The organism is Rhodococcus sp. RD6.2, from assembly GCF_001040705.1.
Taxonomy (GTDB): domain Bacteria; phylum Actinomycetota; class Actinomycetes; order Mycobacteriales; family Mycobacteriaceae; genus Rhodococcus_G.
Genome location: NZ_CVQP01000006.1, coordinates 717,207 through 739,037, shown reverse-complemented (window position 1 = coordinate 739,037; position 21,831 = coordinate 717,207). Strand labels below are relative to the sequence as shown.

22 protein-coding genes are annotated in these 21,831 nt (G+C 68.5%); 5 read left to right on the top strand and 17 right to left on the bottom strand.

All coding sequences use genetic code 11. The features are described from left to right. Position 1: 1 nt before the first annotated feature. The 8 genes from RHCRD62_RS13675 to RHCRD62_RS13640 all read right to left on the bottom strand — a co-directional run bounded on the left by RHCRD62_RS13675 (position 2) and on the right by RHCRD62_RS13640 (position 7,792). Positions 2 to 1,201, bottom strand: a complete 1,200-nt coding sequence (locus tag RHCRD62_RS13675) for an argininosuccinate synthase (protein ID WP_050065190.1) — start codon at positions 1,199 to 1,201, stop codon at positions 2 to 4. Positions 1,202 to 1,289: 88 nt separating this feature from the next. Then, a complete protein-coding gene (locus tag RHCRD62_RS13670; RefSeq protein WP_050065189.1) occupies positions 1,290 to 1,802 on the bottom strand; it encodes an arginine repressor in 513 nt (170 codons plus the stop codon). Continuing rightward, positions 1,799 to 2,740, bottom strand: coding sequence for an ornithine carbamoyltransferase (gene argF / locus RHCRD62_RS13665; RefSeq protein ID WP_050065188.1), 942 nt, complete (start codon positions 2,738 to 2,740; stop codon positions 1,799 to 1,801). The genes RHCRD62_RS13670 and argF overlap by 4 nt, the downstream gene beginning before the upstream one ends. A gap of 4 nt (positions 2,741 to 2,744) precedes the next feature. Next, on the bottom strand, positions 2,745 to 3,932 hold the full coding sequence (locus RHCRD62_RS13660; RefSeq protein ID WP_050065187.1) for an acetylornithine transaminase: 1,188 nt from the start codon (positions 3,930 to 3,932) through the stop codon (positions 2,745 to 2,747). Continuing rightward, a complete protein-coding gene (gene argB, locus RHCRD62_RS13655; RefSeq protein ID WP_050065186.1) occupies positions 3,929 to 4,852 on the bottom strand; it encodes an acetylglutamate kinase in 924 nt (307 codons plus the stop codon). Before argB ends, RHCRD62_RS13660 begins: the two co-directional genes overlap by 4 nt. Further along, positions 4,849 to 6,093, bottom strand: coding sequence for a bifunctional glutamate N-acetyltransferase/amino-acid acetyltransferase ArgJ (gene argJ, locus RHCRD62_RS13650; RefSeq protein ID WP_050065185.1), 1,245 nt, complete (start codon positions 6,091 to 6,093; stop codon positions 4,849 to 4,851). Before argJ ends, argB begins: the two co-directional genes overlap by 4 nt. Next, complete coding sequence (gene argC, locus RHCRD62_RS13645) at positions 6,090 to 7,151, bottom strand: N-acetyl-gamma-glutamyl-phosphate reductase (RefSeq protein WP_050065184.1); 1,062 nt, start codon at positions 7,149 to 7,151, stop codon at positions 6,090 to 6,092. Before argC ends, argJ begins: the two co-directional genes overlap by 4 nt. A 32-nt stretch (positions 7,152 to 7,183) precedes the next feature. Continuing rightward, positions 7,184 to 7,792, bottom strand: a complete 609-nt coding sequence (locus RHCRD62_RS13640; protein WP_050065183.1) for a TetR/AcrR family transcriptional regulator — start codon at positions 7,790 to 7,792, stop codon at positions 7,184 to 7,186. Positions 7,793 to 7,952: 160 nt separating this feature from the next. Here RHCRD62_RS13640 and RHCRD62_RS13635 point away from each other — a divergent pair, with 160 nt between their 5' ends. Together RHCRD62_RS13635 and RHCRD62_RS13630 are read left to right on the top strand one after the other, a co-directional pair. Beyond that, positions 7,953 to 8,903, top strand: a complete 951-nt coding sequence (locus RHCRD62_RS13635; RefSeq protein WP_050065182.1) for a metal-dependent hydrolase — start codon at positions 7,953 to 7,955, stop codon at positions 8,901 to 8,903. Continuing rightward, positions 8,903 to 10,054, top strand: coding sequence for a hypothetical protein (locus RHCRD62_RS13630; protein ID WP_050065181.1), 1,152 nt, complete (start codon positions 8,903 to 8,905; stop codon positions 10,052 to 10,054). The genes RHCRD62_RS13635 and RHCRD62_RS13630 overlap by 1 nt, the downstream gene beginning before the upstream one ends. Positions 10,055 to 10,102: 48 nt before the next feature. Here the strand turns inward: RHCRD62_RS13630 and RHCRD62_RS13625 are convergent, their stop codons facing one another. Beyond that, positions 10,103 to 11,635 carry a class I adenylate-forming enzyme family protein gene (locus RHCRD62_RS13625; RefSeq protein WP_050065180.1) on the bottom strand — a complete coding sequence of 511 codons (1,533 nt, stop codon included), beginning with the start codon at positions 11,633 to 11,635 and terminating at the stop codon, positions 10,103 to 10,105. Positions 11,636 to 11,765: 130 nt separating this feature from the next. Between RHCRD62_RS13625 and RHCRD62_RS13620 the strand changes: the two genes are divergently transcribed. Then, complete coding sequence (locus tag RHCRD62_RS13620) at positions 11,766 to 12,443, top strand: TetR/AcrR family transcriptional regulator (protein WP_084734247.1); 678 nt, start codon at positions 11,766 to 11,768, stop codon at positions 12,441 to 12,443. Beyond that, positions 12,440 to 14,104, top strand: a complete 1,665-nt coding sequence (locus tag RHCRD62_RS13615; protein ID WP_050065179.1) for an acyl-CoA dehydrogenase family protein — start codon at positions 12,440 to 12,442, stop codon at positions 14,102 to 14,104. Before RHCRD62_RS13620 ends, RHCRD62_RS13615 begins: the two co-directional genes overlap by 4 nt. A gap of 105 nt (positions 14,105 to 14,209) precedes the next feature. On the opposite strand, the gene RHCRD62_RS25850 is transcribed toward RHCRD62_RS13615, so the two are convergent. The 8 genes from RHCRD62_RS25850 to infC all read right to left on the bottom strand — a co-directional run bounded on the left by RHCRD62_RS25850 (position 14,210) and on the right by infC (position 20,840). Beyond that, positions 14,210 to 14,374: an adenylate cyclase gene (locus tag RHCRD62_RS25850; protein ID WP_157050901.1), complete on the bottom strand. Its 165-nt coding sequence runs from the start codon at positions 14,372 to 14,374 to the stop codon at positions 14,210 to 14,212. Between the two features lie 43 nt (positions 14,375 to 14,417). Further along, positions 14,418 to 14,846, bottom strand: coding sequence for a hypothetical protein (locus RHCRD62_RS13610; protein ID WP_253277307.1), 429 nt, complete (start codon positions 14,844 to 14,846; stop codon positions 14,418 to 14,420). Positions 14,847 to 14,986: 140 nt separating this feature from the next. Continuing rightward, the gene (gene pheT, locus RHCRD62_RS13605; RefSeq protein ID WP_050065178.1) at positions 14,987 to 17,470 is read right to left on the bottom strand and encodes a phenylalanine--tRNA ligase subunit beta; all 2,484 of its coding nucleotides are present in this window, start codon (positions 17,468 to 17,470) and stop codon (positions 14,987 to 14,989) included. A 36-nt stretch (positions 17,471 to 17,506) separates the two neighbouring features. Then, entirely contained in the window at positions 17,507 to 18,577 is a 1,071-nt protein-coding gene (gene pheS, locus RHCRD62_RS13600) for a phenylalanine--tRNA ligase subunit alpha (protein ID WP_050065177.1), read from the bottom strand. Positions 18,578 to 18,618: 41 nt separating this feature from the next. Continuing rightward, a complete protein-coding gene (locus RHCRD62_RS13595; RefSeq protein WP_050065176.1) occupies positions 18,619 to 19,431 on the bottom strand; it encodes a TrmH family RNA methyltransferase in 813 nt (270 codons plus the stop codon). Between the two features lie 23 nt (positions 19,432 to 19,454). Then, positions 19,455 to 19,844, bottom strand: coding sequence for a 50S ribosomal protein L20 (rplT, locus tag RHCRD62_RS13590; protein WP_050065175.1), 390 nt, complete (start codon positions 19,842 to 19,844; stop codon positions 19,455 to 19,457). A gap of 64 nt (positions 19,845 to 19,908) precedes the next feature. After that, complete coding sequence (gene rpmI / locus RHCRD62_RS13585; RefSeq protein WP_050065174.1) at positions 19,909 to 20,103, bottom strand: 50S ribosomal protein L35; 195 nt, start codon at positions 20,101 to 20,103, stop codon at positions 19,909 to 19,911. Positions 20,104 to 20,156: 53 nt separating this feature from the next. Then, positions 20,157 to 20,840, bottom strand: a complete 684-nt coding sequence (gene infC / locus RHCRD62_RS13580) for a translation initiation factor IF-3 (protein ID WP_050065173.1) — start codon at positions 20,838 to 20,840, stop codon at positions 20,157 to 20,159. A 283-nt stretch (positions 20,841 to 21,123) separates the two neighbouring features. On the opposite strand from infC, the gene RHCRD62_RS13575 reads away from it, so the two are divergent. Continuing rightward, entirely contained in the window at positions 21,124 to 21,483 is a 360-nt protein-coding gene (locus tag RHCRD62_RS13575; RefSeq protein ID WP_050065172.1) for a DUF1844 domain-containing protein, read from the top strand. Positions 21,484 to 21,831: the final 348 nt, after the last annotated feature.

Below are 21,831 nucleotides of genomic sequence, written 5' to 3'. Positions count from 1 at the left end.
CCTAGAGACCCAGGTCGCGCTTCGCCGCGACCTTGGAGGACAGGCCGTGGATGTTGACGAAGCCCTTGGCGTAGGACTGGTCGAAGGTGTCGCCCTCGTCGTAGGTCGCGAGGTTGAAGTCGTACAGCGACTGCGAGCTGCGACGGCCGTTGACGGTGATCGCGCCGCCGTGCAGGAACAGCCGGATGTCGCCGGTGACCTTCTCCTGCGTCTTCTGGACGAAGGTGTCGAGGGCTTCCTTGAGCGGGGAGAACCAGAGGCCGTCGTAGACCAGCTCGGACCAGCGCTGCTCCATCTGCCGCTTGTAGCGACCGAGTTCACGCTCGAGGGTCACGTGCTCGAGTTCCTGGTGCGCGGTGATGAGGACCATCGCGCCCGGTGCCTCGTAGATCTCGCGGCTCTTGATGCCGACGAGACGGTCCTCGACGACGTCGAGGCGGCCGACGCCCTGCGCGCCCGCGCGGGTGTTGAGCTCCTGGATCGCCTCGAGCACGGTGACGGGCCTGCCGTCGATCGCGACCGGCTTACCGGCCTCGAAGCTGATGATCAGCTCGTCGGGGGTGTTCCAGTTCAGCGTCGGGTCCTGCGTGTAGTCGTAGACGTCCTTGGTCGGCGCGTTCCACAGGTCCTCGAGGAAGCCCGTCTCGACGGCGCGGCCCCACACGTTCTGGTCGATCGAGAACGGCGAACGCTTGCTCACGTTGATCGGGATGTTGTTCTCCTCGGCGAAGGAGATGGCCTTCTCGCGGGTCCACGCGTAGTCGCGGACCGGGGCGATGACCTCGAGGTCGGGGGCGAGGGCGCCGAAGCCGACCTCGAAGCGGACCTGGTCGTTGCCCTTGCCGGTGCAGCCGTGCGAGACGACGGTGCCGCCGTGCGCGCGGGCAGCCTCGACGATGTGCTTGACGATCAGCGGGCGGCTGATCGCGGACACCAGCGGGTACCGGTCCATGTAGAGGGCGTTGGCCTGGATGGTGGGCAGGCAGTACTGCTCCGCGAACTCGTCGCGGGCGTCGACCACGACCGACTCGACAGCGCCGCAGTCGAGGGCACGCTGACGCACGACCTCCATGTCCTCGCCGCCCTGGCCGAGGTCGATGGCGACGGCGACGACCTCTTTGCCGGTCTCCTTGCCGATCCAGCTGATGGCCACCGAGGTGTCAAGCCCGCCCGAGTACGCGAGTACGACGCGTTCAGCCATGGTCTGTGTGCTCCTTCAAGGTTGTAACTGTGTCTGATATTCGTTCGTTCGATCGCGCACTCACCGAACCTGGAGGTGTCCCACCAGGTCAGGCCAGTTTCTCGATCATCTCGGCGAGCTGGGCACCCGTCAGCGGCTCGCGGGCCACTACGAGAATGGTGTCATCCCCGGCGATGGTTCCCACAACCTCGGGTAGCGAGGCCCGGTCCAGCGCGCTCGCGAGGTACTGCGCGGCACCGGGTGGTGTCCGCAGCACGGCCAGGTTCCCGCTGGCGTCGGTCGAGACCAGCAGCTCCCCGAGGAGCCTCGACAGCCGGTCGGTGCCGCCCGAGACTCCCCGGACGGGGCTGCCGTCCTCGGGGACGACGTACACGCCCGCTCCCCCGTCCGCGGCCCGCAGTTTCACCGCTCCGAGTTCTTCGAGGTCCCTCGACAGCGTCGCGTGGGACACCTCGATGCCCTCGGCGGCGAGGAGCGCAGCCAGTTCGGGCTGACTACGCACCTCGGTCGACGCGAGCAGTGTGGTGATGCGCGCCTGCCTGCCCGCACGGGTCTGCGCGACCGCGACGGCCTTCGGCGTGCCCGTCCGAGCGGTGGTCACGGCCGTGCCCGGTCCTGGTTCTCGAGCAGCCACACGAGCAGCGCCTTCTGCGCGTGCAGTCGGTTCTCCGCCTCGTCCCACACCGCCGACTGGGGTCCGTCGAGCACCTCGTCGGTGACCTCTTCCCCGCGGTGGGCGGGCAGGCAGTGCAGGACGACGGCGTCCGCGGCGGCCGTGGCGAGGAGTTCGCTGTTGATCTGGAACGGCCGGAACGGTCCGACCCGGTCCAGTCCGTCGTTCTCCTGCCCCATCGACGTCCAGGTGTCGGTGACGAGCGCATCGGCGCCCTCCGCCGCGGCCCTGGGGTCCGTGGTCAGGGTGATCGATGCCCCAGTCTCGTCGGCACGGGCGCGGGCGGCGTCGAGGACCCACGACAGCGGCGCGAATCCCTCCGGTGCTGCGATGGTGACGTCGACGCCCGCGGTGACACCACCGAGGAGCAGCGAGTGCGCCATGTTGTTCGCGCCGTCGCCGAGGTAGGTCAGCTTGAGTCCCTTGAGTTCGCCCTTGCGCTCCCTCAGCGTCTGCAGGTCGGCGAGGACCTGGCAGGGATGGAACTCGTCGGACAGGGCGTTGACGATGGGAACCGTTGCACCGGAAGCCATCTGCTCGAGGCGCCTCTGTCCGAACGTCCGCCACACGACGGCGTCGACGTAGCGCGAGAGCACGCGGCCGGTGTCCTGCAGCGTCTCTTCCCGTCCCAACTGGGTGCTGCGACCGTCGACCACGACGGCGTGTCCGCCGAGTTGGGCGATGCCGACCTCGAAGGAGAACCGGGTGCGGGTCGAGTTCTTCTCGAAGATGACGCCGACCGCACGGGGCCCGGCGAGCGTCTGCTTCGCGAAGGGGTCCTTCTTCAGCGCGGCGGCGAGATCGAGGACCTCGGCCTGCTGCGCGGGCGTCAGGTCGTCGTCCCTCAGATAGTGCTTCACGGTCATGGCGTCACTTTCCTTCCGCGGCAGCAGTGTCGAGGATCGCCGGAAGCGCCGACACGAAGCCCTGCGCCTGCTCCTCGGTGATGATCAGCGGCGGCGCGAGGCGGATCACGTCCGGCGCAGCGGCGTTGACGAGGTAGCCGGCGTTCCGCGCGGCGGCCTCGACGGCGGGGGCAACGGTGTCGGTCAGGACGACTCCGAGGAGCAGACCCGAGCCGCGGACGTGGTCGACCAGCGGGTGCCCGAGCGCCTCGATGCCGGCGGCGATCGACTTGCCGACGGCGTCGGCGTGGCTGATCAGGTCCTCCTGCTCGACGGTCCGGAGCACGGCGAGCGCCGCGGCCGCACACACGGGATTCCCGCCGAAGGTGGTGCCGTGCTTGCCGGGTGTCAGCAGGTCGGCCGTCGCCCCGGTGGCGATGCAGGCGCCGATCGGCATCCCGCCGCCGAGCCCCTTCGCGAGGGTCATCACATCGGGCACGATGCCTGCCGCCTGGTGGGCATAGAACCAGCCCGTGCGTGCGATGCCGGTCTGGACCTCGTCGAGGACCAGGAGTGCGCCACGCTCGGCGGTGATCCGCCGGGCCTCGGCGAGGTAGCTCTCCGGCGGCACGACGACACCCGATTCGCCCATGATCGGTTCCAGGAAGACCGCGGCCGTATCGGAGTCGACGGCGGCGTCGAGGGCCTCGATGTCGCCGTAGGGCACGAACTCGACGCCCGCGGGCATCGGTTCGAACGGCGCCCGCTTCTCGGGCTGTCCGGTCAGCGCGAGTGCGCCCATCGTCCGGCCGTGGAACGCCCTCTCGGCGGCGATGATCTTCGGCCGGCCGGTGAGCCGGGCGATTTTGAACGCCGCTTCGTTGGCCTCGGTGCCGGAATTGCAGAGGAACACGCGACCGGGGTGACCCAGGTGGTGCAGCAACTGCTCCGCCAGCGCGACGGCCGGTTCGCTGGCATACAGATTGGACACGTGGCCGAGCGTGTTCAGCTGGGCCGTCACCGCGCCGATGATCGCGGGGTGACGGTGGCCGAGGATGTTGACGGCGATGCCGCCGAGCAGGTCCAGGTACTGCTTGCCGTCGACGTCGGTGACGACGGTACCGTCACCGGAGGCGAGCGCGACCCGCGGGACGCCGTAGTTGTTCATCAGAGCGCCGGACCAGCGCTGCTGCAGGGCCGAGGTGCCGGTCATGCGGTGCCTTCTTTCGTGGAGACCGGTGAGGGTGCGGACGGGGTGACCATGGTGCCGATGCCTGCGGTGGTGAGCAGCTCGAGCAGCACCGCGTGGGCCACGCGGCCGTCGATCACGTGGGCGGTCGGGACACCGCCGCGCACGGCACGCAGGCAGGCCTCCATCTTCGGGACCATGCCCGCATCGAGCGAAGGCAGAAGTGCCTCCAACGCGGCGGTGTCGATGACCGAGGCGAGCGAGCTGCGGTCGGGCCAGTCGGTGTACAGACCCTCGACGTCGGTGAGGACGACCAACTTCTCCGCGCCGAGCGCCTCCGCCAGTGCGGCGGCCGCGGTGTCGGCGTTGATGTTGTGGACGACGCCGTCGGCATCCGGCGCGATCGTCGACACGACCGGAATGCGTCCCGCGGCAATGAGATCGAGCACGGCAGCGGGGTTGACGGTGGTGACGTCGCCGACCAGTCCGATGTCGGTGGGCTCACCGTCGACCACCACGGTGCGGCGGGTGGCGGTGAAGAGGTGCGCATCTTCCCCGGAGATGCCGACCGCGTACGGGCCGTGCGCGTTGATCAGCCCGACGAGCTCCCGCCCGACCTGACCGAAGAGCACCATCCGGACGACGTCCATCACCTCGGGGGTGGTGACGCGGAAACCACCGCGGAACTCGCCCTCCATGCCGAGGCGTCCGAGCATCGCGTTGATCTGCGGGCCGCCACCATGCACGACGACAGGATGGATGCCGACTGTCCGCAGGAACGCCATGTCCTCCGCGAACGCAGCCTTGAGCTCGTCGTCGACCATCGCGTTGCCGCCGTACTTGACGACGACGATCTTGCCGTGGAACAGCTGCAGCCAGGGCAGCGCTTCCGCGAGGACGTAGGCCTTCTGGCTGGAGGTCAGGTCGAGGATGCTGTCGGTCATGACGAGTACGCCGAGTTCTCTTCGACGTACGCGTGCGAGAGGTCGGTGGTGCGGATGGAGACCTCCGCGTCGCCGACACCGAGTTCGATCCTCAGCGCGATGTCCTCACCGCTCAGGTCGACCTCGCGGGCGCCGGGTGCCCCGACACCGTCGATGCACACGGGATTCCCGTTGAACGACACCGAGATCCGGTTCGGGTCGAGTTCGATCGGAGCGACACCGACGGCGGCGAGCACCCGACCCCAGTTGGGGTCGGATCCGAACAGCGCGGTCTTCACGAGGCTGTCGCGCGCCACGGTGCGGGCCCCGATCAGGGCGTCGGACTCGCTGGCCGCACCCGCGACGGTGACGGTGACGCGCTTGGTGACGCCCTCGGCGTCGGCCATCATCTGGTCGGCCAGGTCGTCGCAGACCGCGAGTACGGCCGCGTTGAGTTCCGCCTGGGTCGGGCTGACCCCGCTCGCACCGGACGACAGCAGCAACACGGTGTCGTTGGTGGAGGTGGCGCCGTCGACGTCGAGCCGATCGAAGGAGAGCCGGGTCGCCGCGCGCAGCGCCTCGTCGAGCTGAGCGGCGGTGGCGACGGCGTCGGTGGTGATCACCGACAGCATCGTCGCGAGCGCGGGCGCGAGCATGCCCGCGCCCTTGGCCATTCCGCCGACGTTCCACTTGTCCGCATGGTGCAGCGCGGCCTGCTTCGGCACCGTGTCGGTGGTCATGATCGCGTAGGCGGCGTCGGTGCCGCCGGTGATCCCGCCCGCCAGCTCGTGCACGATCTCGGTCACGCCTGCGAGCAGCTTGTCCATCGGCAGCCGGTCACCGATCAGACCGGTCGAGCACACCGCGACCTCGCCGGCACCGGTCTCGGTGCCCCAGTCGCTGAGCGTCGCGGCGACGTGTTCCGCGGTCGCGTGCGTGTCCTGGAATCCGGGGGCGCCGGTGCAGGCGTTGGCGCCGCCGGAGTTGAGGACGACGGCGCGCAGTGCACCGGCGGTGAGCACCTGCTGCGACCACAGCACGGGTGCGGCCTTGACCTTGTTGGTCGTGAATACTCCGGCGGCGGCCGTGTCGGGCCCCTCGTTGAAGACGAGCGCGAGGTCGGGCCTACCGCTGACCTTGATGCCCGCCGCGATTCCGGCGCCGCGGAACCCGGCCGGCGCGGTGACCCCCTGGGTCCGGATCAGGCGGCCACCGGCGATCTCGACTGCATGCGGCGCGGCGAATTCGGATTCGGTTGTCACGGAGCAACTCCCACGGTCGAGAGACCATCGGTCTCGGGCAGGCCAAGGGCCAGGTTCATGGACTGGACGGCACCACCGGCGGTGCCCTTGGTGAGATTGTCGATCGCTGCGATCACGACGAGCAGACCTGCGTCCTCGTCTACGGTGACGCCGATCTGCGCGGCGTTCGACCCGACGACGGCGCCGGTCTGCGGGTAGACGTTCTCGGGCAGCACGTGCACGAACGGCTCGTCCGCGTAGGCCTTCTCGTAGACCTCGCGGGCGCGCGCCAGGTCGACGCTCGTCGGTGCGGTGCAGGTCGCGAGGATGCCGCGGGGCATCGGGGCGAGGACCGGTGTGAACGACACCGCGACGCGGGTGTCGGTCAACGCCGACAGGTTCTGGATGATCTCCGGGGTGTGCCGGTGCACGCCGCCGACGCCGTATGCCTTGACCGACCCCATCACCTCGGAGCCGAGGAGGTCCGCCTTCGGAGCACGACCGGCTCCTGAGGTGCCACTGACCGCGACGACGTTGACCCGCGGCTCGACGATGCCCGCGGCCACGGCGGGGGCAAGGGCGAGACTCGCCGCGGTCGGATAGCAGCCAGGGACCGCAATCCGGGTGGCCCCGACGAGTTTGTCGCGGTTGCCGGGCAGTTCGGGCAGTCCGTAGGGCCAGGTTCCCGCGTGGGCGCTGCCGTAGTACTTCTCCCAGTCGGCCGCGTCGGCGAGCCGGAAGTCGGCGCCGCAGTCGATGATGACGGTGCTCTCGGGCAGCGCCTTCGCGATCTCGGCGGAGTTGCCGTGCGGCAATCCGAGGAACACGACGTCGTGGCCGGCGAGGACCTCGAGGGTCGTCGGCTCGAGCACTCGGTCGGCGAGAGGGAGCAGGTGCGGGTGGAACCCGCCGAGTGCGGCTCCGGCGTTACCGCCTGCCGTGAGTGCTCCGATGACGAGGCGTCCGTCGCGGTACGCCGGATGTCCGAGCAGCAGGCGCAGGATCTCGCCGCCCGCATACCCGCTGGCTCCGGCAATCGCGACCCGGATCGGACCGGTGGTGGCTGCTGTGGGGACCATATGGACGATTATGCACCATCATGCAAGCCCATTCACAGTGGGGACTGTGCCGCGATCGCGCTCCCCACCCATCGTGTCAGATACCGGCGCAGGTCGTCGCCTTCGCGGGGCGGGTCACCTGGCGAGACGAAGAACGACTGCATGGTGCGCAGCACGTACTCGACCAGCTCGTCGAGCGCGTCGTCGTCGTACCCGTACCGCGCCCAGTCCACGTCGAATCGCCGGATCATCGTCCTTCCGAAGACCCGCGCCTCGGACGAGAGCATCCCGTCGGGATGAATGTCCGAGTACGCCCCCGTCAGGAGGATGCCGAGATGAGGGGTGCGACGCACCTCGTCGAGCGTGAAGACGATGCCCTCGACCATGGCCTCGACCGGGTCACCCAGACCCGCGACGGCGTGATCGAGCCGATCGAGGAATCCATCGACGGAGGCGATCGCCGCGGCCCTCATCAGAGCGTCCGCACTCGGGAAGTACCGGTACACGGTCTGCCGGATGACTCCGAGCGACTCGGCGACGTCGGCGATCCCGATCGCCGCTCCGGTCTCCCCGATCAGGTCGACGGCCGCGGCGACGATGCGGCGCGACGCGTCCTCGTCACTGTCGGGCGGACTGCCACCCCATCCGCGTCTGCGCGCCACCGAGCGGACGCTATCACAGCCCCAGATGACAACAACTGCAACACGTTCTACCATCTCGGCGAAAGTGATCATACACAGAACGGATTCGGCGTATGTTCACGAGAAGAGTGCGACTGCCAGCCCGAACACACCAGACCACCCGATATGCGAGGTACGGAAAGTGACCGACCTACACCCCCGAAAGATGGATTTCGGATTCGAGGACTCCGACGTCCCGTTCAACTGGAATCCCGACAACCCGGCGTGGTCGAGCATGTCCAACGCCGTCTCGTTCCTGGCAATCGGTTTCGAGAAGATGATCGTCAAGCTGATCATGCAGGCCAAGCCCCGCATCACCGATCCCGAAGTGGCAGCGGAGGCCGTCGCGTTCATGCGTCAGGAGGGCCACCACTCCACGGCGCACCGTCAGCACGTGAACGCACTGATCCGGCGGTACCCCGGCCTGCAGAACACCCTCGACGCGGTGATCGGCGAATTCGACCTCCTCACCGAGCGGACCTCCATCGAGTACCGCCTCGCGTACACCGCAGACCTGGAGGCCACGTTCACCCCGGTCTTCAAGCTGATGCTCGACAACGAGGCCACCCTGTTCCGCCCCGGTGACGACCGCGTCGCGTCACTGTTCCTGTGGCACTTCGTCGAGGAGGTCGAGCACCGCAGTTCGGCGCTGATCATCTACAACTCCATCGTCGGCAACGAGATGTACCGGATGCGGATGGCCGCATCGATCTTCGCGCACGTGATGAAGTCGATCCGGATCGCCTGCCAGGGCTTCAACCAGCACGTTCCCCTGTCCGAGCGGAAGGTCGACTCGATGTCGATGTTCGCCCGGCATCGGGCCAAGCAGCGGGTCCTCACCGCCTTCGCCCCGTACCTGACCAAGGGGCCCATGCCGCGGGCATTCGACGGACTGCCGATCCGCGAGCAGCTCACCGCACTGTCGGGCGCCGTCCGCAGCCAGCTGCCCGGACACAACCCCGAACACGAGAACCTGCCCGTACTCGCCGACCGGTGGTTCACCCGCTACGACGCGGGCTACGACTGCACCCGCTGGTACACGGCCGAAGCGCCTGAGGGCCAGGGCGAGCCGGTCACCTCGGGGGCGAACTGATGGCGGCCGGCTGCCCACCCACGTTCTCGGATCTCGCAACCCGACTCGGCTTCTCGTGCGAGGAGGCCGGCGGGCTCGTCGAGTTCCGAAACCCCGCCGCGCTGGAGAACTGGACGCTGCCGGTCCTCGAGTTCACCATCATCCTCGGGGCCGTACTCGCACTCGTCTACGCGATCCTGCGACTGCGTAGGCACGGCGATCCCACCAACCTCGTGCTGTGGTTCGGCGCCACCGCATTCCTGTTCGTGATCGAGCCGCCCATCTACTTCCCGGCGACGTTCGGCACCGAGGAATACCTCGGCACGATGTTCGCCCACAACGTGTTCAGCGTGGACTTCCTGTGGGGTCGCCTACCGCTCTACATCATCGCGATCTACCCGCTGATGGCGACCATCGCGTTCGAGATCGTCCGGATGCTCGGTGTGTTCCGTCGCTACGGCGTTCTCGTGGGTGCCGCTTCCGTCGGATTCGTCCACCACGCCTTCTACGAGATCTTCGACCACCTCGGACCGCAACTGCGCTGGTGGGAGTGGACACTCGACAACAAGGTCAACCTGCCGTTCCTCGACTCCGTCCCGATTCCGAGCGTGGTCGTGTTCGCCGCGCTGTGGCCGATGTCGCTCGCGCTGTGCGTCCAGTTCTTCGTCGGCAAGCACGTCGACGCGGGCCGACACTTCTCCGGCCTGCAGCTGGTGTGGCGCACCATCGTGATCGGGCTCGTCGCCTCCGTCGGGGTGTTCGTGCTCCCGCTCCCCGCGACCGTCCTCGGCATGGGCAGCGACACCGTTCGCGGCGCGATCTACCTGGCGGAACTCGCGGTGGTCTTCGGCGTCGCAATCTGGGCGATGTCCCGGCAGTGGGCCGCCCTTCGCAAGGGGACGAGCACCACGCCCGCATACTCCGACGACTTCGTCCGCTGGTACGCCGTCGCGTATCTGGCGGTCTTCGGCCTGCTCTGGGCCACCGCGCTCCCCGACTGGTTCGACGCCGTCGACGGCGTCACCGCGAACGGCGATCCGATCGGGAGTCTCTGGTACGTGATCGGCTGCTTCGTGATCGCCATCCTCTGCGTCGCGGCAGTGTTCACGGTTCCACGGACGAGTGCGGACGCCGATCCGAAGGCCGACGACCTCGAGACGGCCGCCGCCTGACGGTCCCCGCGGTCGGGGCGCGAATCCGTTCGCGCCCCGACCACCGGATCACGACAGCACGGTCTCACGCAGGACGTGCTTGGTGAGCTTGCCGGACGGATTGCGCGGCAACTGATCCACCAGGACGATCTCGCGCGGAATCTTGTAGCGCGCCAACTTGTCCGACAGATCGTTCCGCAGGTCGTCCAGTTCGATCGCGGCGCCCTCGACCGGCACGACCACCGCCACGACGGTCTCGCCCCATTCCGGATGCGGGCGACCGATCACCGCGACGTCGAGCACGTCGGCGCGCGGCCGGATCGCCTCCTCCACCTCCTGCGAGTACACGTTCTCACCGCCGGTGATGATGACGTCCTTGGTGCGGTCGACGATGTAGATGTAGCCGTCCTCGTCGAGGCGGGCGACGTCGCCGCTGCGGTACCAGCGGCCCTCGAACGCTTCCGCGGTGGCGTCGTCGTTGTCGAGGTACCCGACCATTCGGGTGTCGCCCGCGAGCCAGATCTCCCCCGTCTCACCCGGCGCGGCGTCGCCGCCGTCCGCCCTCACCACCCGCAGGTCGACTCCGGGCATGCCGCAGCGGCCGATCGAACCGGCCTTCGTGATCTGCTCGTGCGGGTACAGCGCGGTGCCGGTCGGGCCCATCTCGCTCATGCCGTACACCTGGTAGAAGTTCTCCGACCGATAGGCCTGCTGCAGTTGCCGGGCGACCTCGGCGCCGATCGGCGCGCCGCCATAGGTCCAGCGCCGCATGGTGGAGAAGTCGAAGTCGGCAAGGTCGATGCCGGCGGCCCTGGCTGCCTGAAGCGGCGCGAGATACGCGATCGGGGCACCGAAGAACGCGGTGATCCGCTCCCTCGGAATGGCCTTGAGGAACTCGATCGGGTGGTACTCACGCATCAGCACCACGGTCCCGCCGAGGAACATGGTGGGAACGAACCACACATTGAGCGGCGCCGCATGCCAGATCGGCATCGCGATGAGCACCCGCTCCTCGCGGTCGAGGCCGAGCGTCGTCGCGATGTACGGCGCCACCGTCGTGATCGACCGGTGGGTGTGGAGGCAGCCCTTCGGCGCGCTGGTGGTACCTGACGTGTAGAGCACCTGGGCGATGTCCGACTCGTCCACGTCGACGCCGTCCCACTCGTCTGCCGCGTCGACGAGGGCGTCGAAATCGTGGTCACCGCGGCAGGCTTCCTCACTGCCGAGTTCGGTGAGAAGCCACTCCACATGCGGCGCACCGGATTCCGCGTTGGCGCGCAGGTCCGCCGACACCACGCCGACCGTCGCGCCGCAGTGGCCGACGGTGTACGCGACCTCGGGCGGGGCTAGCTTGTGGTTGACCGGAACCAACGCCGCGCCCGCGCGCCACGCACCGAACGCGGCGATCGCGAAGCCGGGACTGTTGTAGGTCATGACGGCCACCCGGTCGCCACGCCCCACCCCACGGGCGCGGAAGACCTCCGCGGCACGCTTCGACGCCGCGAGCAGCTCCGCGTACGTGATCCGCTCGTCTCCGTAGACGATCGCGTCCTTGTCCGGATACTTGCGCGCCGTGCTCTCCAACATCGTGGTCAGGTTCATGGATTCTCCTCGTACTCGGCGCGATGACCGGCGGATCCGGGGGACGTTGCCGTGCGGCCCGAATCGTTCTACAGTTCAGACCCGAAGGATTGAATCACGATTCAGAGTATTCGGGAAGGGGGTCGACCACATGGCCTACCGGCCGACCGAGAAGACGCGAGCAGCGAAGGCGCAGCGCCGCACCGCCCTGCTCACCGAGGCCACCAGGCTCGTCGCCGAAGGCGGATTCGCCGCGGCGACCGTCAAGGCGATCGCCGAGCGATGCCAGGTCAGCGTCGGCTCGGTGTACTCGCACTTCGACGGGAACGCCGATCTACTGGCCTCCGTGTTCCGGTCGGGCGCAGATCAGGAGCTTGCCGCCGTGCGCACCGCCGTCGCCGAGGCAGGCAGCGCAGCAGACCGGCTCCGCGCGCTGGTGGAAACCTTCGCGCTGCGCGCCATCCGCGGCAGACAACTCGCCTGGTCACTCCTGTTCGAACCGGTCGATCCCCGGATCGACGCCGAGCGCCTCACCTATCGCGCCGACTACCACGCCCTCACGACGGACATCCTCCGAGACGGGATGGAGTCGGGCGAATTTCCCCGCCAGCACCTCGCGGTCACCGCCACCGCCCTCATCGGTGCGATCAGCGAAGCCCTCACCGGACGCCTCTCCCCGACCCACGCCGTCGCCACCGACACGGACGACGCCGACACCGTCGACGCCATCCTCCAGTTCTGTCTGCACGGCGTCGGATACGTCGACACCGAACCTCGTACCACCACAGCACCAGTGCGCCCATCACACCGCGAAGGAAGCGACTCATGACCGCCACCGCCCCGACAGGATTCCGCACCCACGAGGTGTTCAACCAGGCACCGCCTCGCATCGACGTCAACGAGTACGCCACCAACCTCCCCCTCGTCGAGGGCGTGGCGAGGTACGACGCCGACTGGGCGAACGACGAACTCAGCGCGGTCGGCGCCCTCGTCGGAACAGAGTCCTTCCAGCACGACGCCGAACTCGCCAACACCATCACTCCGGAGTTCCACTCCCACGACCGCTACGGCAACCGGATCGACGAGGTCGAGTTCCACCCCGCTTACCACCGGATCATCGGGGCTGCCGTCGAACACGGTGCGCACACCTCCGCGTGGGCGGATCCGAAGCCGGGCGCCAACGTGGCCCGAGCCGCCTCGTTCATGCTCTTCGCTCAGGTGGAGCCCGGGCACGCGTGCCCGATCTCGATGACTCACTCCGCGGTACCGGCGATCGGACTCTCCCCCGACCTTGCTGACGTGTGGCTGCCGCGCCTGTACGGCCGCGGGTACGACGGGAACCTCGTCGCACCCGGAGACAAGCCCGGTGTGCTCCTCGGCATGGCGATGACCGAGAAGCAGGGCGGATCGGACGTCCGCGCGAACACCACACGCGCCGTGCCCAATTCGGACGGAACCTGGTCGCTCACCGGCCACAAGTGGTTCTGCTCGGCGCCGATGTCCGACGGATTCCTGATCCTCGCGCAGACCGACCACGGCGGAGGGTCCGCACTGTCCTGCTTCCTCGTGCCTCGTGTGCTCGAGGACGGCACCCGAAACGTCTTCCGAATCCAGCGCCTCAAGGACAAGCTCGGGAACAAGTCCAACGCGTCCTCGGAGATCGAACTCGACGGAACGATCGGTCACCTGGTCGGCGAACCCGGACGTGGGGTCCGCACCATCATCGAGATGGTCGCCCGCACCCGACTCGACTGCGTCTACGGTTCCACCGCGGGCATGCGTCAGTCGGTCGCCGAGGCACTGTGGCATGTCCGCCACCGCTCCGCGTTCGGCGCGACCCTGATCGACCAGCCCGCGATGACCGCCGTCGCCGCGGATCTCGCCCTCGAATCGGAGGCCGCCACCGCGACCGCCCTGCGACTGGCCCGCGCACACGACGACGACGCCGACGAGACCGAGAAGGCGTTCCGCCGGCTGGCGACCGCCGTCGCCAAGTACTGGATCTGCAAGCGCGGTCCCCACCACGCGTACGAATCCCTCGAATGCCTCGGAGGCAACGGGTACACCGAGGCGTTCCCCCTCGCCCGCCGCTACCGCGAGCAGCCGGTCATGGCCGTGTGGGAGGGATCGGGCAACGTCATCGCCCTCGACGTGCTGCGCGCGATGACCCGCGAACCCGAGTCCGTCGCGGCCTTCGATGCCGAACTGGCGGGCGCCCGCGGCGCGTCGACGCTGTTCGATACGCACCACGATCGCATGCGCGCCGCACTCACCGAACTCGCGACACTCGATCCGGCCCGGGCACAACTGCGAGCACGCCCCGTGGCGGCGTCGATGGCACTCGGACTGCAGGGCGCGCTGCTGCTGAAGACCGCTCCGACCGCGGTCGCGGAGGCATTCCTTGCCGCGCGTCTCGGGGAGGACCGTGACCTCGAGTACGGCTCGCTGCCCGCAGGCACCGACTTCGCGACGATCCTCGAACGGCACTGACGGCTGTCATCGCCTTCCTGCCGTCAGTGCTACGCGAAATGGCCCATTCCGTCGGGTGACGGAATGGGCCATTTCGGAAGAGCAGACGATGCGGACCGCTCTGACCTATCGGATCGAGCGGGTGTCCTTCTCGAATCCTTCGGGCTGGGCCCCGGAAGAGGAAGGACTGCCCTTGATGGAGAGGATGAACAGCGCGACCACGCCGAACAGGACCACCGCGATCGTGGCAATCACCACGATGTAACCGAACACGACACCAATTTCCACCATCACGACCTCCGTAGATTGTTCCGTCCACCGTACCCAGGCCGACTCAGTCCTTTCGCAGCGACCTGCGGATCTCGGCGAGCCTCTCCTGCGCCGCCTTCTCCCTGGCCGCGTACTGCTCCTCGACGCTGCGCCCGGCACCGGACTCCGCATCGAGTTCAGCGGCACCGTCCGCCGTGCCCGCGCGGGTTTCGATGCGTTCCCGGACGGCGTCGAACGTCGGAACGCCTGCGTCGGTCCACCCTGTCGGGGGCGCGACGCCCTGGGCGCTCGGCACGACGATCCCCGGATCGTCCACCACGTGCGCGTCGAGAATCTCCGGTGGCGACGGCACGGCGGGTGGAGGCATCGGGACCACGGATTCCGGGCCGTACCCGATCTGCAGCGCCGCGGCGCGCAGTGCCGCCAATGCCGGTCTTCCGGTGGCGGCAGCGGCGACCACCGCGCGAAGCTCGTCATCGGTCAGGGAACTCATCGCATCAACGACAGCCTGCGTATCGGTCACAACGGCACCTCATTCGGGTCGGTGCCTCCAGGCTAGCCCGATCTGGAGGCCGCAGACGGCGAAGGCCGCCCCACCGAGTGGTGGGACGGCCTTCGTTGGCGTTCGGTCGTTCAGGCCCGCAGCGTCGCGCCGACGGCGGCACCGGCGGCTGCCACCGCCGCATCGCGCGCGGCACTCGCCTCGTCCTCGGTGAGAGTCCGATCCGCCGCGCGGAACCGGAGCGCGAAGGCAAGCGACTTGCGTCCCGCACCGACCTGCTCACCCGTGAACACGTCGAACAGGCGGATGTCCTCGAGAAGGTCGCCCGCACCGCCGCGCAGCGCCGCCTCGACCGCCGCCGCCGCGACGGAGTCGTCGACGACGACCGCGACGTCCTGCAGCACAGCGGGGAACGGTGACACGCGCGGAGCGGGAAGCGATTCCGCGATGGGAAGCGCATCGAGGTTCACCTCGACGGCGCAGGTGCGAGCAGGCAGCCCTGCGCGCTCGAGCACGGCGGGGTGCAGCTCACCGGCGTGACCGACGACGACACCGTCGACGAGCAGCTCTGCGCACCGGCCGGGATGCCAGGGAAGGTGCTGTGCGGCACGACGTTCGAGCGTGACGCCTGCCGCGGCGGCGATGGTGTCTGCGGCCGCGAACGCGTCGGTGGCGTCGGCTGCCCGACCCGGCCCCCACGGGCCGCTCGGCTCACGCTGTCCGGTCAGGACGACGCCGACGTGCAGCGGCTGACTTGGCAACGACGCGATCAGTTCCGCGACCTGCTCGTCCGTCGGCCTGCGATCCACCGGCAGAGCCTGCACGGCCTTCGTGTTCGGGCCCGGCTGCACGACCTGCTGCACACCGTAGAGCGCGACGTCGCGCTGACCGCGAGAGACGTTGCGGGACAGGATCTCCAGGAGACCGGGCAACAGCGTCGTGGCCAGCTCGGGGCGATCCGACTCGAGCGGGTTGAGCACGCGACTGGTGACCCGACGAGGATCGTCCGTGTCGAGTCCCCACACGTTGAACACTCCCGCGGGCAGGAACACCGTCGGCAGCACCTCCGCATACCCGTCGAACGCGAGCGCCTTGCCGACAGCACGGCGACGACGCTGCTGTGGCGTCAGTCCGCGCCCGGCAGGCGCAGCCGGGAGGACGGACGGGATCTTCTCCAGCCCTTCGAGCCGCAACACCTCCTCGACGAGGTCGGCGGGCTGGGTCAGGTCGGGACGCCACGTCGGTGGCGTCACCACGAGATGCCCGATCTCGTCGTCGACCGACACGTCGACGGTGCACCCGACCTGGGTGAGCCGGCGCGCTGCCGTCCCGTCGGGGTAGGTCACGCCCGCAACCCTGCTCGGCAGGTCCAGGTCCATCGAGATCGGGGCGGGGGCCGCCACCGAGCCGACATCGGTGAGAACCGGCTCGACATGGCCGCCGGTGATGTCGGCGAGCAGGCCCGCCGCCCGGTCGAGCGCCGCCGCGGACAGCGCCGGATCGACGATCCGCTCGTACCGCTTGGACGCCTCGGAGATCAGCTTGTGCCTGCGCGAGGTCCGGAACACCGCGAGCGGATTCCAGATCGCAGCTTCCAGCAGGACCTCGGTGGTGCCGGTACCGACCTCGGTGCTCGCGCCGCCCATCACGCCCGCGAGGGAGATGACACCCGAGTCGTCGCAGATCACGACGTCCTCGGCGTCCAGGGTGCGCTCGACCTCGTCGAGAGTCGTCAGCGTCTCACCCCCGGCCGCGCGCCGGACCACGAGTCCGCCCGCGACCTTCGCCGCGTCGAACGCATGCAGCGGATGGCCGAGCTCGAGCATCACGTAATTCGTCACGTCGACGGCTGGTGAGATCGGGCGGACACCCGACAGCAGCAGTCGTCGCTGCATCCACCAGGGAGTCACGGCGTTCGGGTCGACACCGGTCACCCGACGCAGCGTGAAGCGCGTGCACCCGGACTCGGGCTGCACGTCGAGCGGCCAGGCGTCGCCGGACGCCTCGAACGGCACACCGACCGCCGGGTCGACGTACTCGAGGTCGAAGCCGTTGGCCAGCTCACGGGTGAGTCCGCGGGCGGAGAAGCAGTAACCGCGGTCCGGCGTGATGTTCAGTTCGATGATCGTGTCACCGAGACCGAGCAGCTCGTTGGCGTCAGTGCCTGGTTCGGCGGTTCCCGGCTCGAGAACCAGGATGCCCGAATGGTCCTTGCCGACACCGAGTTCCGCGACCGAGCAGATCATGCCGTCGGAAACCTGTCCGTACGTCTTGCGTGACGCGATCCGGAAGTCTCCGGGCAGCACCGCACCGGGCAGTGCCGCGACGACGAGGTCCCCCTCGGCGAAGTTGCGGGCGCCGCACACGATCTGACGCGGCTGCTCCTCACCGACCTCGACCTGGCAGAGCCGGATCGGCTTCTTGAACTCGGTGAGCTCGGTGATCTGCAGAACTCTGCCGACGACCAGTGGTCCCGGGATCAGCGGAAGCGGATCCACCTCCTCGACCTCGAGACCGACCCGCACGAAGCCCGCATCCAGCTCCTCGGGGGTCACCTCCCAGCCCGGCGTAGCCCGCTGCAGGATCTCGGTCAGCCACGATTGCGCTACTCGCACGTCTACTCAGCTCTCTCGTTCGCTCTGCTGGTTCACTCAGGCCTGGACACCGAAGGGCAGCGTGAAACGCACGTCGCCCTCGACGATGTCGCGCATGTCGGGGATGCCGTTGCGGAACTGCAAGGTCCGCTCCAGCCCCATCCCGAACGCGAACCCGCTGTACTCGTCCGGATCAATTCCACTGGCCCGCAACACGTTCGGGTTGACCATGCCGCAGCCACCCCACTCCACCCAGCCGGCGCCACCCTTCTTGCCCGGGAACCACACGTCCACCTCGGCGGACGGCTCGGTGAACGGGAAGTAGTTGGGGCGCATACGGGTTCGCGTGTCCGGCCCGAACAGGGCGCGCGCGAAGGCGTCGAGGGTACCGCGCAGGTGCGCCATCGTCAGGCCCTTGTCCACGGCGAGACCCTCGATCTGCGAGAACACCGGCGTGTGCGTCGCGTCGAGTTCGTCGGTGCGGAACGTACGACCCGGGCACACCACGTACACCGGCACATCGCGCGAGAGCATCGTGCGCACCTGCACCGGCGAGGTGTGGGTGCGCAGCACCTGACGCGACCCCTCCGGCGCGATGTGGAACGTGTCCTGCATGGTTCGCGCCGGATGGTCGGGCAGGAAGTTCAGCGCGTCGAAGTTGAAGTGCTCCGTCTCGACCTCGGGACCCTCCGCGATCTCCCACCCCATCGCCACGAACACGTCGCTGACCTGCTCGGAGATGATCGTGATGGGGTGCCGCGCGCCGACGCGGCGACGGCCTGCGGGAATCGTGACGTCGATCGACTCGGCCACCAGCACCGCGGCGTCACGCTCCGCCAGCAGTACCTCTCGGCGCGCGTCGTATGCAGCGCCGGCACGGGTGCGGGCCGCGTTGACCCGCTTTCCGGCGTCCGCCTTCTCCTTGCCCGGCAGCGACCCCAACGCACGGCGCACCAGGGACAGCGGCGCCTTGTCGCCGAGATGCTCCGCCTTCGCCGCCGCGAGTGCGTCGAGATCCGGCGCCGCGGCGAACGCCTGCTCGGCCGCATCCGCGGCCGCGGAGAGCGACTCCTCGGTCAGCGCCTGCGCGTCGATGGTCGGTGCACTGTCGCCCTCGTTCTTGGCCACGGCTCGTCGTACTCCTCGTCGTCGGTTCTGCAGGGCAGATTCTAGGTGGTCGGGCGAGACGCGGAATGCTGCACCCGCGCACTCGCGTACAGGCAGATCGCGGCTGCCGTCGCCAGGTTCAGGGACTCGGCGCGGCCGTGGATCGGGATCCGCACACGATGATCGGCGCGGCCGGCGAGCGCGGGATCGAGCCCGTGCGCCTCGTTCCCGAACAGCCACGCGGTCGGCCCGGCCAGAAGCTCGTCGGCGTCGTCGAGCTCGACCTCACCGTCGGCGGCGGTCGCGAGAACCCGGACCCCCGCGTCGGCGAGCACGTCGAGGACGGCGTCGACGTTCCGCTCCCGGGCGATCGGCAGGTGGAACACGCTGCCCGCGGACGAACGGACGCACTTGCCGTTGTGCGGGTCGACGCTGTCGCCCGCGAGGATCGCGGCATCGGCACCCACCGCGTCCGCGACCCGGATGACGGTTCCCGCATTCCCCGGATCGGAGATCGCAACCGGCACCGCGAGCAGCCGCGGAGACTCCCCCAGCGCCTCCGAAACGGATACGTCGACCAGGCGGCACACGGCGACCAGCCCCGGCGGCGTCACGGTGTCGCCGAGCGCCTTCGCGGCTCGGTCCGTGACCGGCGACACCCGCACGCCCTGCGCGAGCGCGCGCTCGACCAGATCCGCATGCCGGACTGCGGCGTCCGAGGTGACGAACAGTTCCTCGATGCGCGTGGTGTCGAGGGCCGCGGTCACCGAGTTCGCGCCCTCTGCCAGGAACCTGCCCGCCTTGCGGCGTTCCGCTCCGCGCAGGAGCTTGACAGCAGAAACGACCCGTGGCGTCCGCTCGGTGAACGGGTCCACGGGTCGCTCCTGGATCGGCTTGCTCAGGCCGCTTCCCCGGCGGGAGCGTTCACGTCGGCAGGCAGCGCTGCCTTCGCGACGGCAACCAGGCCGGCGAACGCCTCGGCGTCGGAGACGGCGAGCTCGGCGAGGATCTTGCGGTCAACCTCGACGCCAGCGGCCTTGAGGCCCTGGATGAAGCGGTTGTAGGTGATGTCGTTCGCGCGGGCGGCAGCGTTGATACGCGAGATCCACAGCTTGCGGAAGTCGCCCTTGCGCGCGCGGCGGTCACGGTAGGCGTAGGTCAACGAGTGGAGCTGCTGCTCCTTGGCCTTGCGGTAGAGGCGCGAACGCTGGCCGCGGTAGCCGGCGGACGCCTCGAGAACGGAACGGCGCTTCTTCTGGGCGTTGACTGCCCTTTTTACGCGTGCCACTGAAAAATCCTGTCAATCGGTCGGACGCGCGGCGGGCGCACCCGAGAGGTGGTGGAAGGTCGAATCAGATGCCGAGCAGGCGCTTGACGCGGGGAACGTCGGCCTTGTCGACCACGGCAACGCCGTCGAGGCGGCGGGTGACCTTGGTGGCCTTGTGCTCGAGCAGGTGGCGACGTCCGGCCTTCTGGCGCAGGATCTTGCCGCTGCCGGACACCTTGAATCGCTTCGAGGTGCCGCTGTGGGTCTTGTTCTTGGGCATGGAGTCCTCAGTTTCCGTTTCTTCTACTGCTGCGTACTGCGGGCTGGTCTTGGTCAGACCGCAGGCGTGTCGGGGGTCTGCGGTGCGACGGCCTCCGGGGCTGCAGGAGCCTCGGGCGCGGGCGCCGGTGCGGCCGCTGCGGGCCGTGCGACGCGCTGCTGTGCCTGCTCCTGCGCCTTGACTCGGGTCTTGGCGCCCTTGTGCGGTGCCAGCACCATCGTCATGTTGCGGCCGTCCTGCTTTGCGGACGTCTCGATGAAACCGAGGTCGGCGACATCGGCGCCGAGACGCTGCAGGAGCCGGAAACCCAGCTCGGGGCGGGACTGCTCACGGCCACGGAACATGATGGTGACCTTGACCTTGGATCCGGCCTCGAGGAAGCGAACGACGTTGCGCTTCTTCGTCTCGTAATCGTGGTCGTCGATCTTCGGGCGGAGCTTCTGCTCCTTGATCACGGTCTGCTGCTGGTTCTTGCGCGATTCGCGCGCCTTCTGCGCGGCCTCGTACTTGAACTTGCCGTAGTCCATGATCTTGCACACCGGCGGACGCGCGTCGGGAGCGACCTCGACGAGATCGAGGTCCGCGTCCTGCGCCAAGCGGAGTGCATCTTCAACACGCACGATGCCAACCTGCTCACCACCCGGTCCGACAAGTCGAACCTCGGGTACGCGGATGCGCTCGTTGATGCGAGTCTCAGTGCTGATGGGGCCTCCTCGGTAGTGCGGCGTGGTCGTCATGACCGCCGGCAGCCCGCCTGCCCAATGTCCCCAACAAAAGAACCCCGCTGGAGAATCTCCAGTCGGGGTCCGATGTCGACCGACCAGTCGACGGACTCATGCCGCCAACTCCCCTTGAGGGGACCCGGACGAGCTACCCACCTCAGGGAGGCGGCGGGCTCGAAACCCGGGCGACCGGAACCGTTGACCTGCGAATTGACTTCACGGAACTACGGTGGGAGTCGGACTCCACTTGCTGCCCCCAACGTCGTCGGGGGCGGTCGTATATGGAAGTCTAGCAGCCATGACAGACGCATCGCATGCAGGGCAGGACGACACCGCAGAGGTTCGTGAACTGGCCGAGGTCCCCGCAGTCGAGGTGATCAGCCGGGCGGCGGTCATGCTCATGAGCTCCGCAGCGGAGAAGCTGGGACTGTCGGCGGAGGATCCGAGCGAGAGCGCTCACCTGGATCTCGACGAGGCCCGGCGCGTCATCACGGCACTTGCAGGCCTGGTCACCGCGTCGGTCGAGTACCTCGGCCCCCACGCGGGCCCGATCCGCGACGGCCTCCAGGCGCTGCAGCGCGCCTTCCGTGAAGCATCGGCGCATCCCGACGAACCCGGGAAGGGGCCCGGCGAAAAGTACACCGGTCCGGTGTACTGAGCACCCACTCGAAAGGTGATCGATATCACTTTCTGATGTCGATTTGGTTTCGCTGAAACGGGGACGGCCGAGCCGGACCGTCGTGTACAAAGGTCCGCGAATGCAGTGGTGGCGCCGCACGGAGACACGCGGTCACTGCGATCAGGGGGATCGTCACCACAACCGCCGTCGGGTACCCGTCGAGCCAAACGGGGACGCGGTTGCTGATCGATTCCGGCACACAAGCCGGCCCGTCGTCCGCGCGCGACGGTCGGATCAGCACACCATCACCAAGGAGATTCCATGGTCAACCCCGGCGACATCGACGGCCTGTTCGGATCCATCGCAAACATCGTGAACTCGCTCCTC

Bases quoted from the DNA above. Each gene is read 5' to 3' on its own strand.
- RHCRD62_RS13675 (WP_050065190.1), bottom strand. From the start codon at position 1,201: ATGGCTGAACGCGTCGTACTCGCGTACTCGGGCGGGCTTGACACCTCG.
- argF (WP_050065188.1), bottom strand. From the start codon at position 2,740: ATGACCGTGAAGCACTATCTGAGGGACGACGACCTGACGCCCGCGCAG.
- RHCRD62_RS13660 (WP_050065187.1), bottom strand. From the start codon at position 3,932: ATGACCGGCACCTCGGCCCTGCAGCAGCGCTGGTCCGGCGCTCTGATG.
- argB (WP_050065186.1), bottom strand. From the start codon at position 4,852: ATGACCGACAGCATCCTCGACCTGACCTCCAGCCAGAAGGCCTACGTC.
- argC (WP_050065184.1), bottom strand. From the start codon at position 7,151: ATGGTCCCCACAGCAGCCACCACCGGTCCGATCCGGGTCGCGATTGCC.
- RHCRD62_RS13630 (WP_050065181.1), top strand. From the start codon at position 8,903: ATGGCGGCCGGCTGCCCACCCACGTTCTCGGATCTCGCAACCCGACTC.
- RHCRD62_RS13625 (WP_050065180.1), bottom strand. From the start codon at position 11,635: ATGAACCTGACCACGATGTTGGAGAGCACGGCGCGCAAGTATCCGGAC.
- RHCRD62_RS13620 (WP_084734247.1), top strand. From the start codon at position 11,766: ATGGCCTACCGGCCGACCGAGAAGACGCGAGCAGCGAAGGCGCAGCGC.
- RHCRD62_RS13615 (WP_050065179.1), top strand. From the start codon at position 12,440: ATGACCGCCACCGCCCCGACAGGATTCCGCACCCACGAGGTGTTCAAC.
- RHCRD62_RS25850 (WP_157050901.1), bottom strand. From the start codon at position 14,374: ATGGTGGAAATTGGTGTCGTGTTCGGTTACATCGTGGTGATTGCCACG.
- RHCRD62_RS13610 (WP_253277307.1), bottom strand. From the start codon at position 14,846: ATGAGTTCCCTGACCGATGACGAGCTTCGCGCGGTGGTCGCCGCTGCC.
- rpmI (WP_050065174.1), bottom strand. From the start codon at position 20,103: ATGCCCAAGAACAAGACCCACAGCGGCACCTCGAAGCGATTCAAGGTG.
- infC (WP_050065173.1), bottom strand. From the start codon at position 20,840: ATGACGACCACGCCGCACTACCGAGGAGGCCCCATCAGCACTGAGACT.
- RHCRD62_RS13575 (WP_050065172.1), top strand. From the start codon at position 21,124: ATGACAGACGCATCGCATGCAGGGCAGGACGACACCGCAGAGGTTCGT.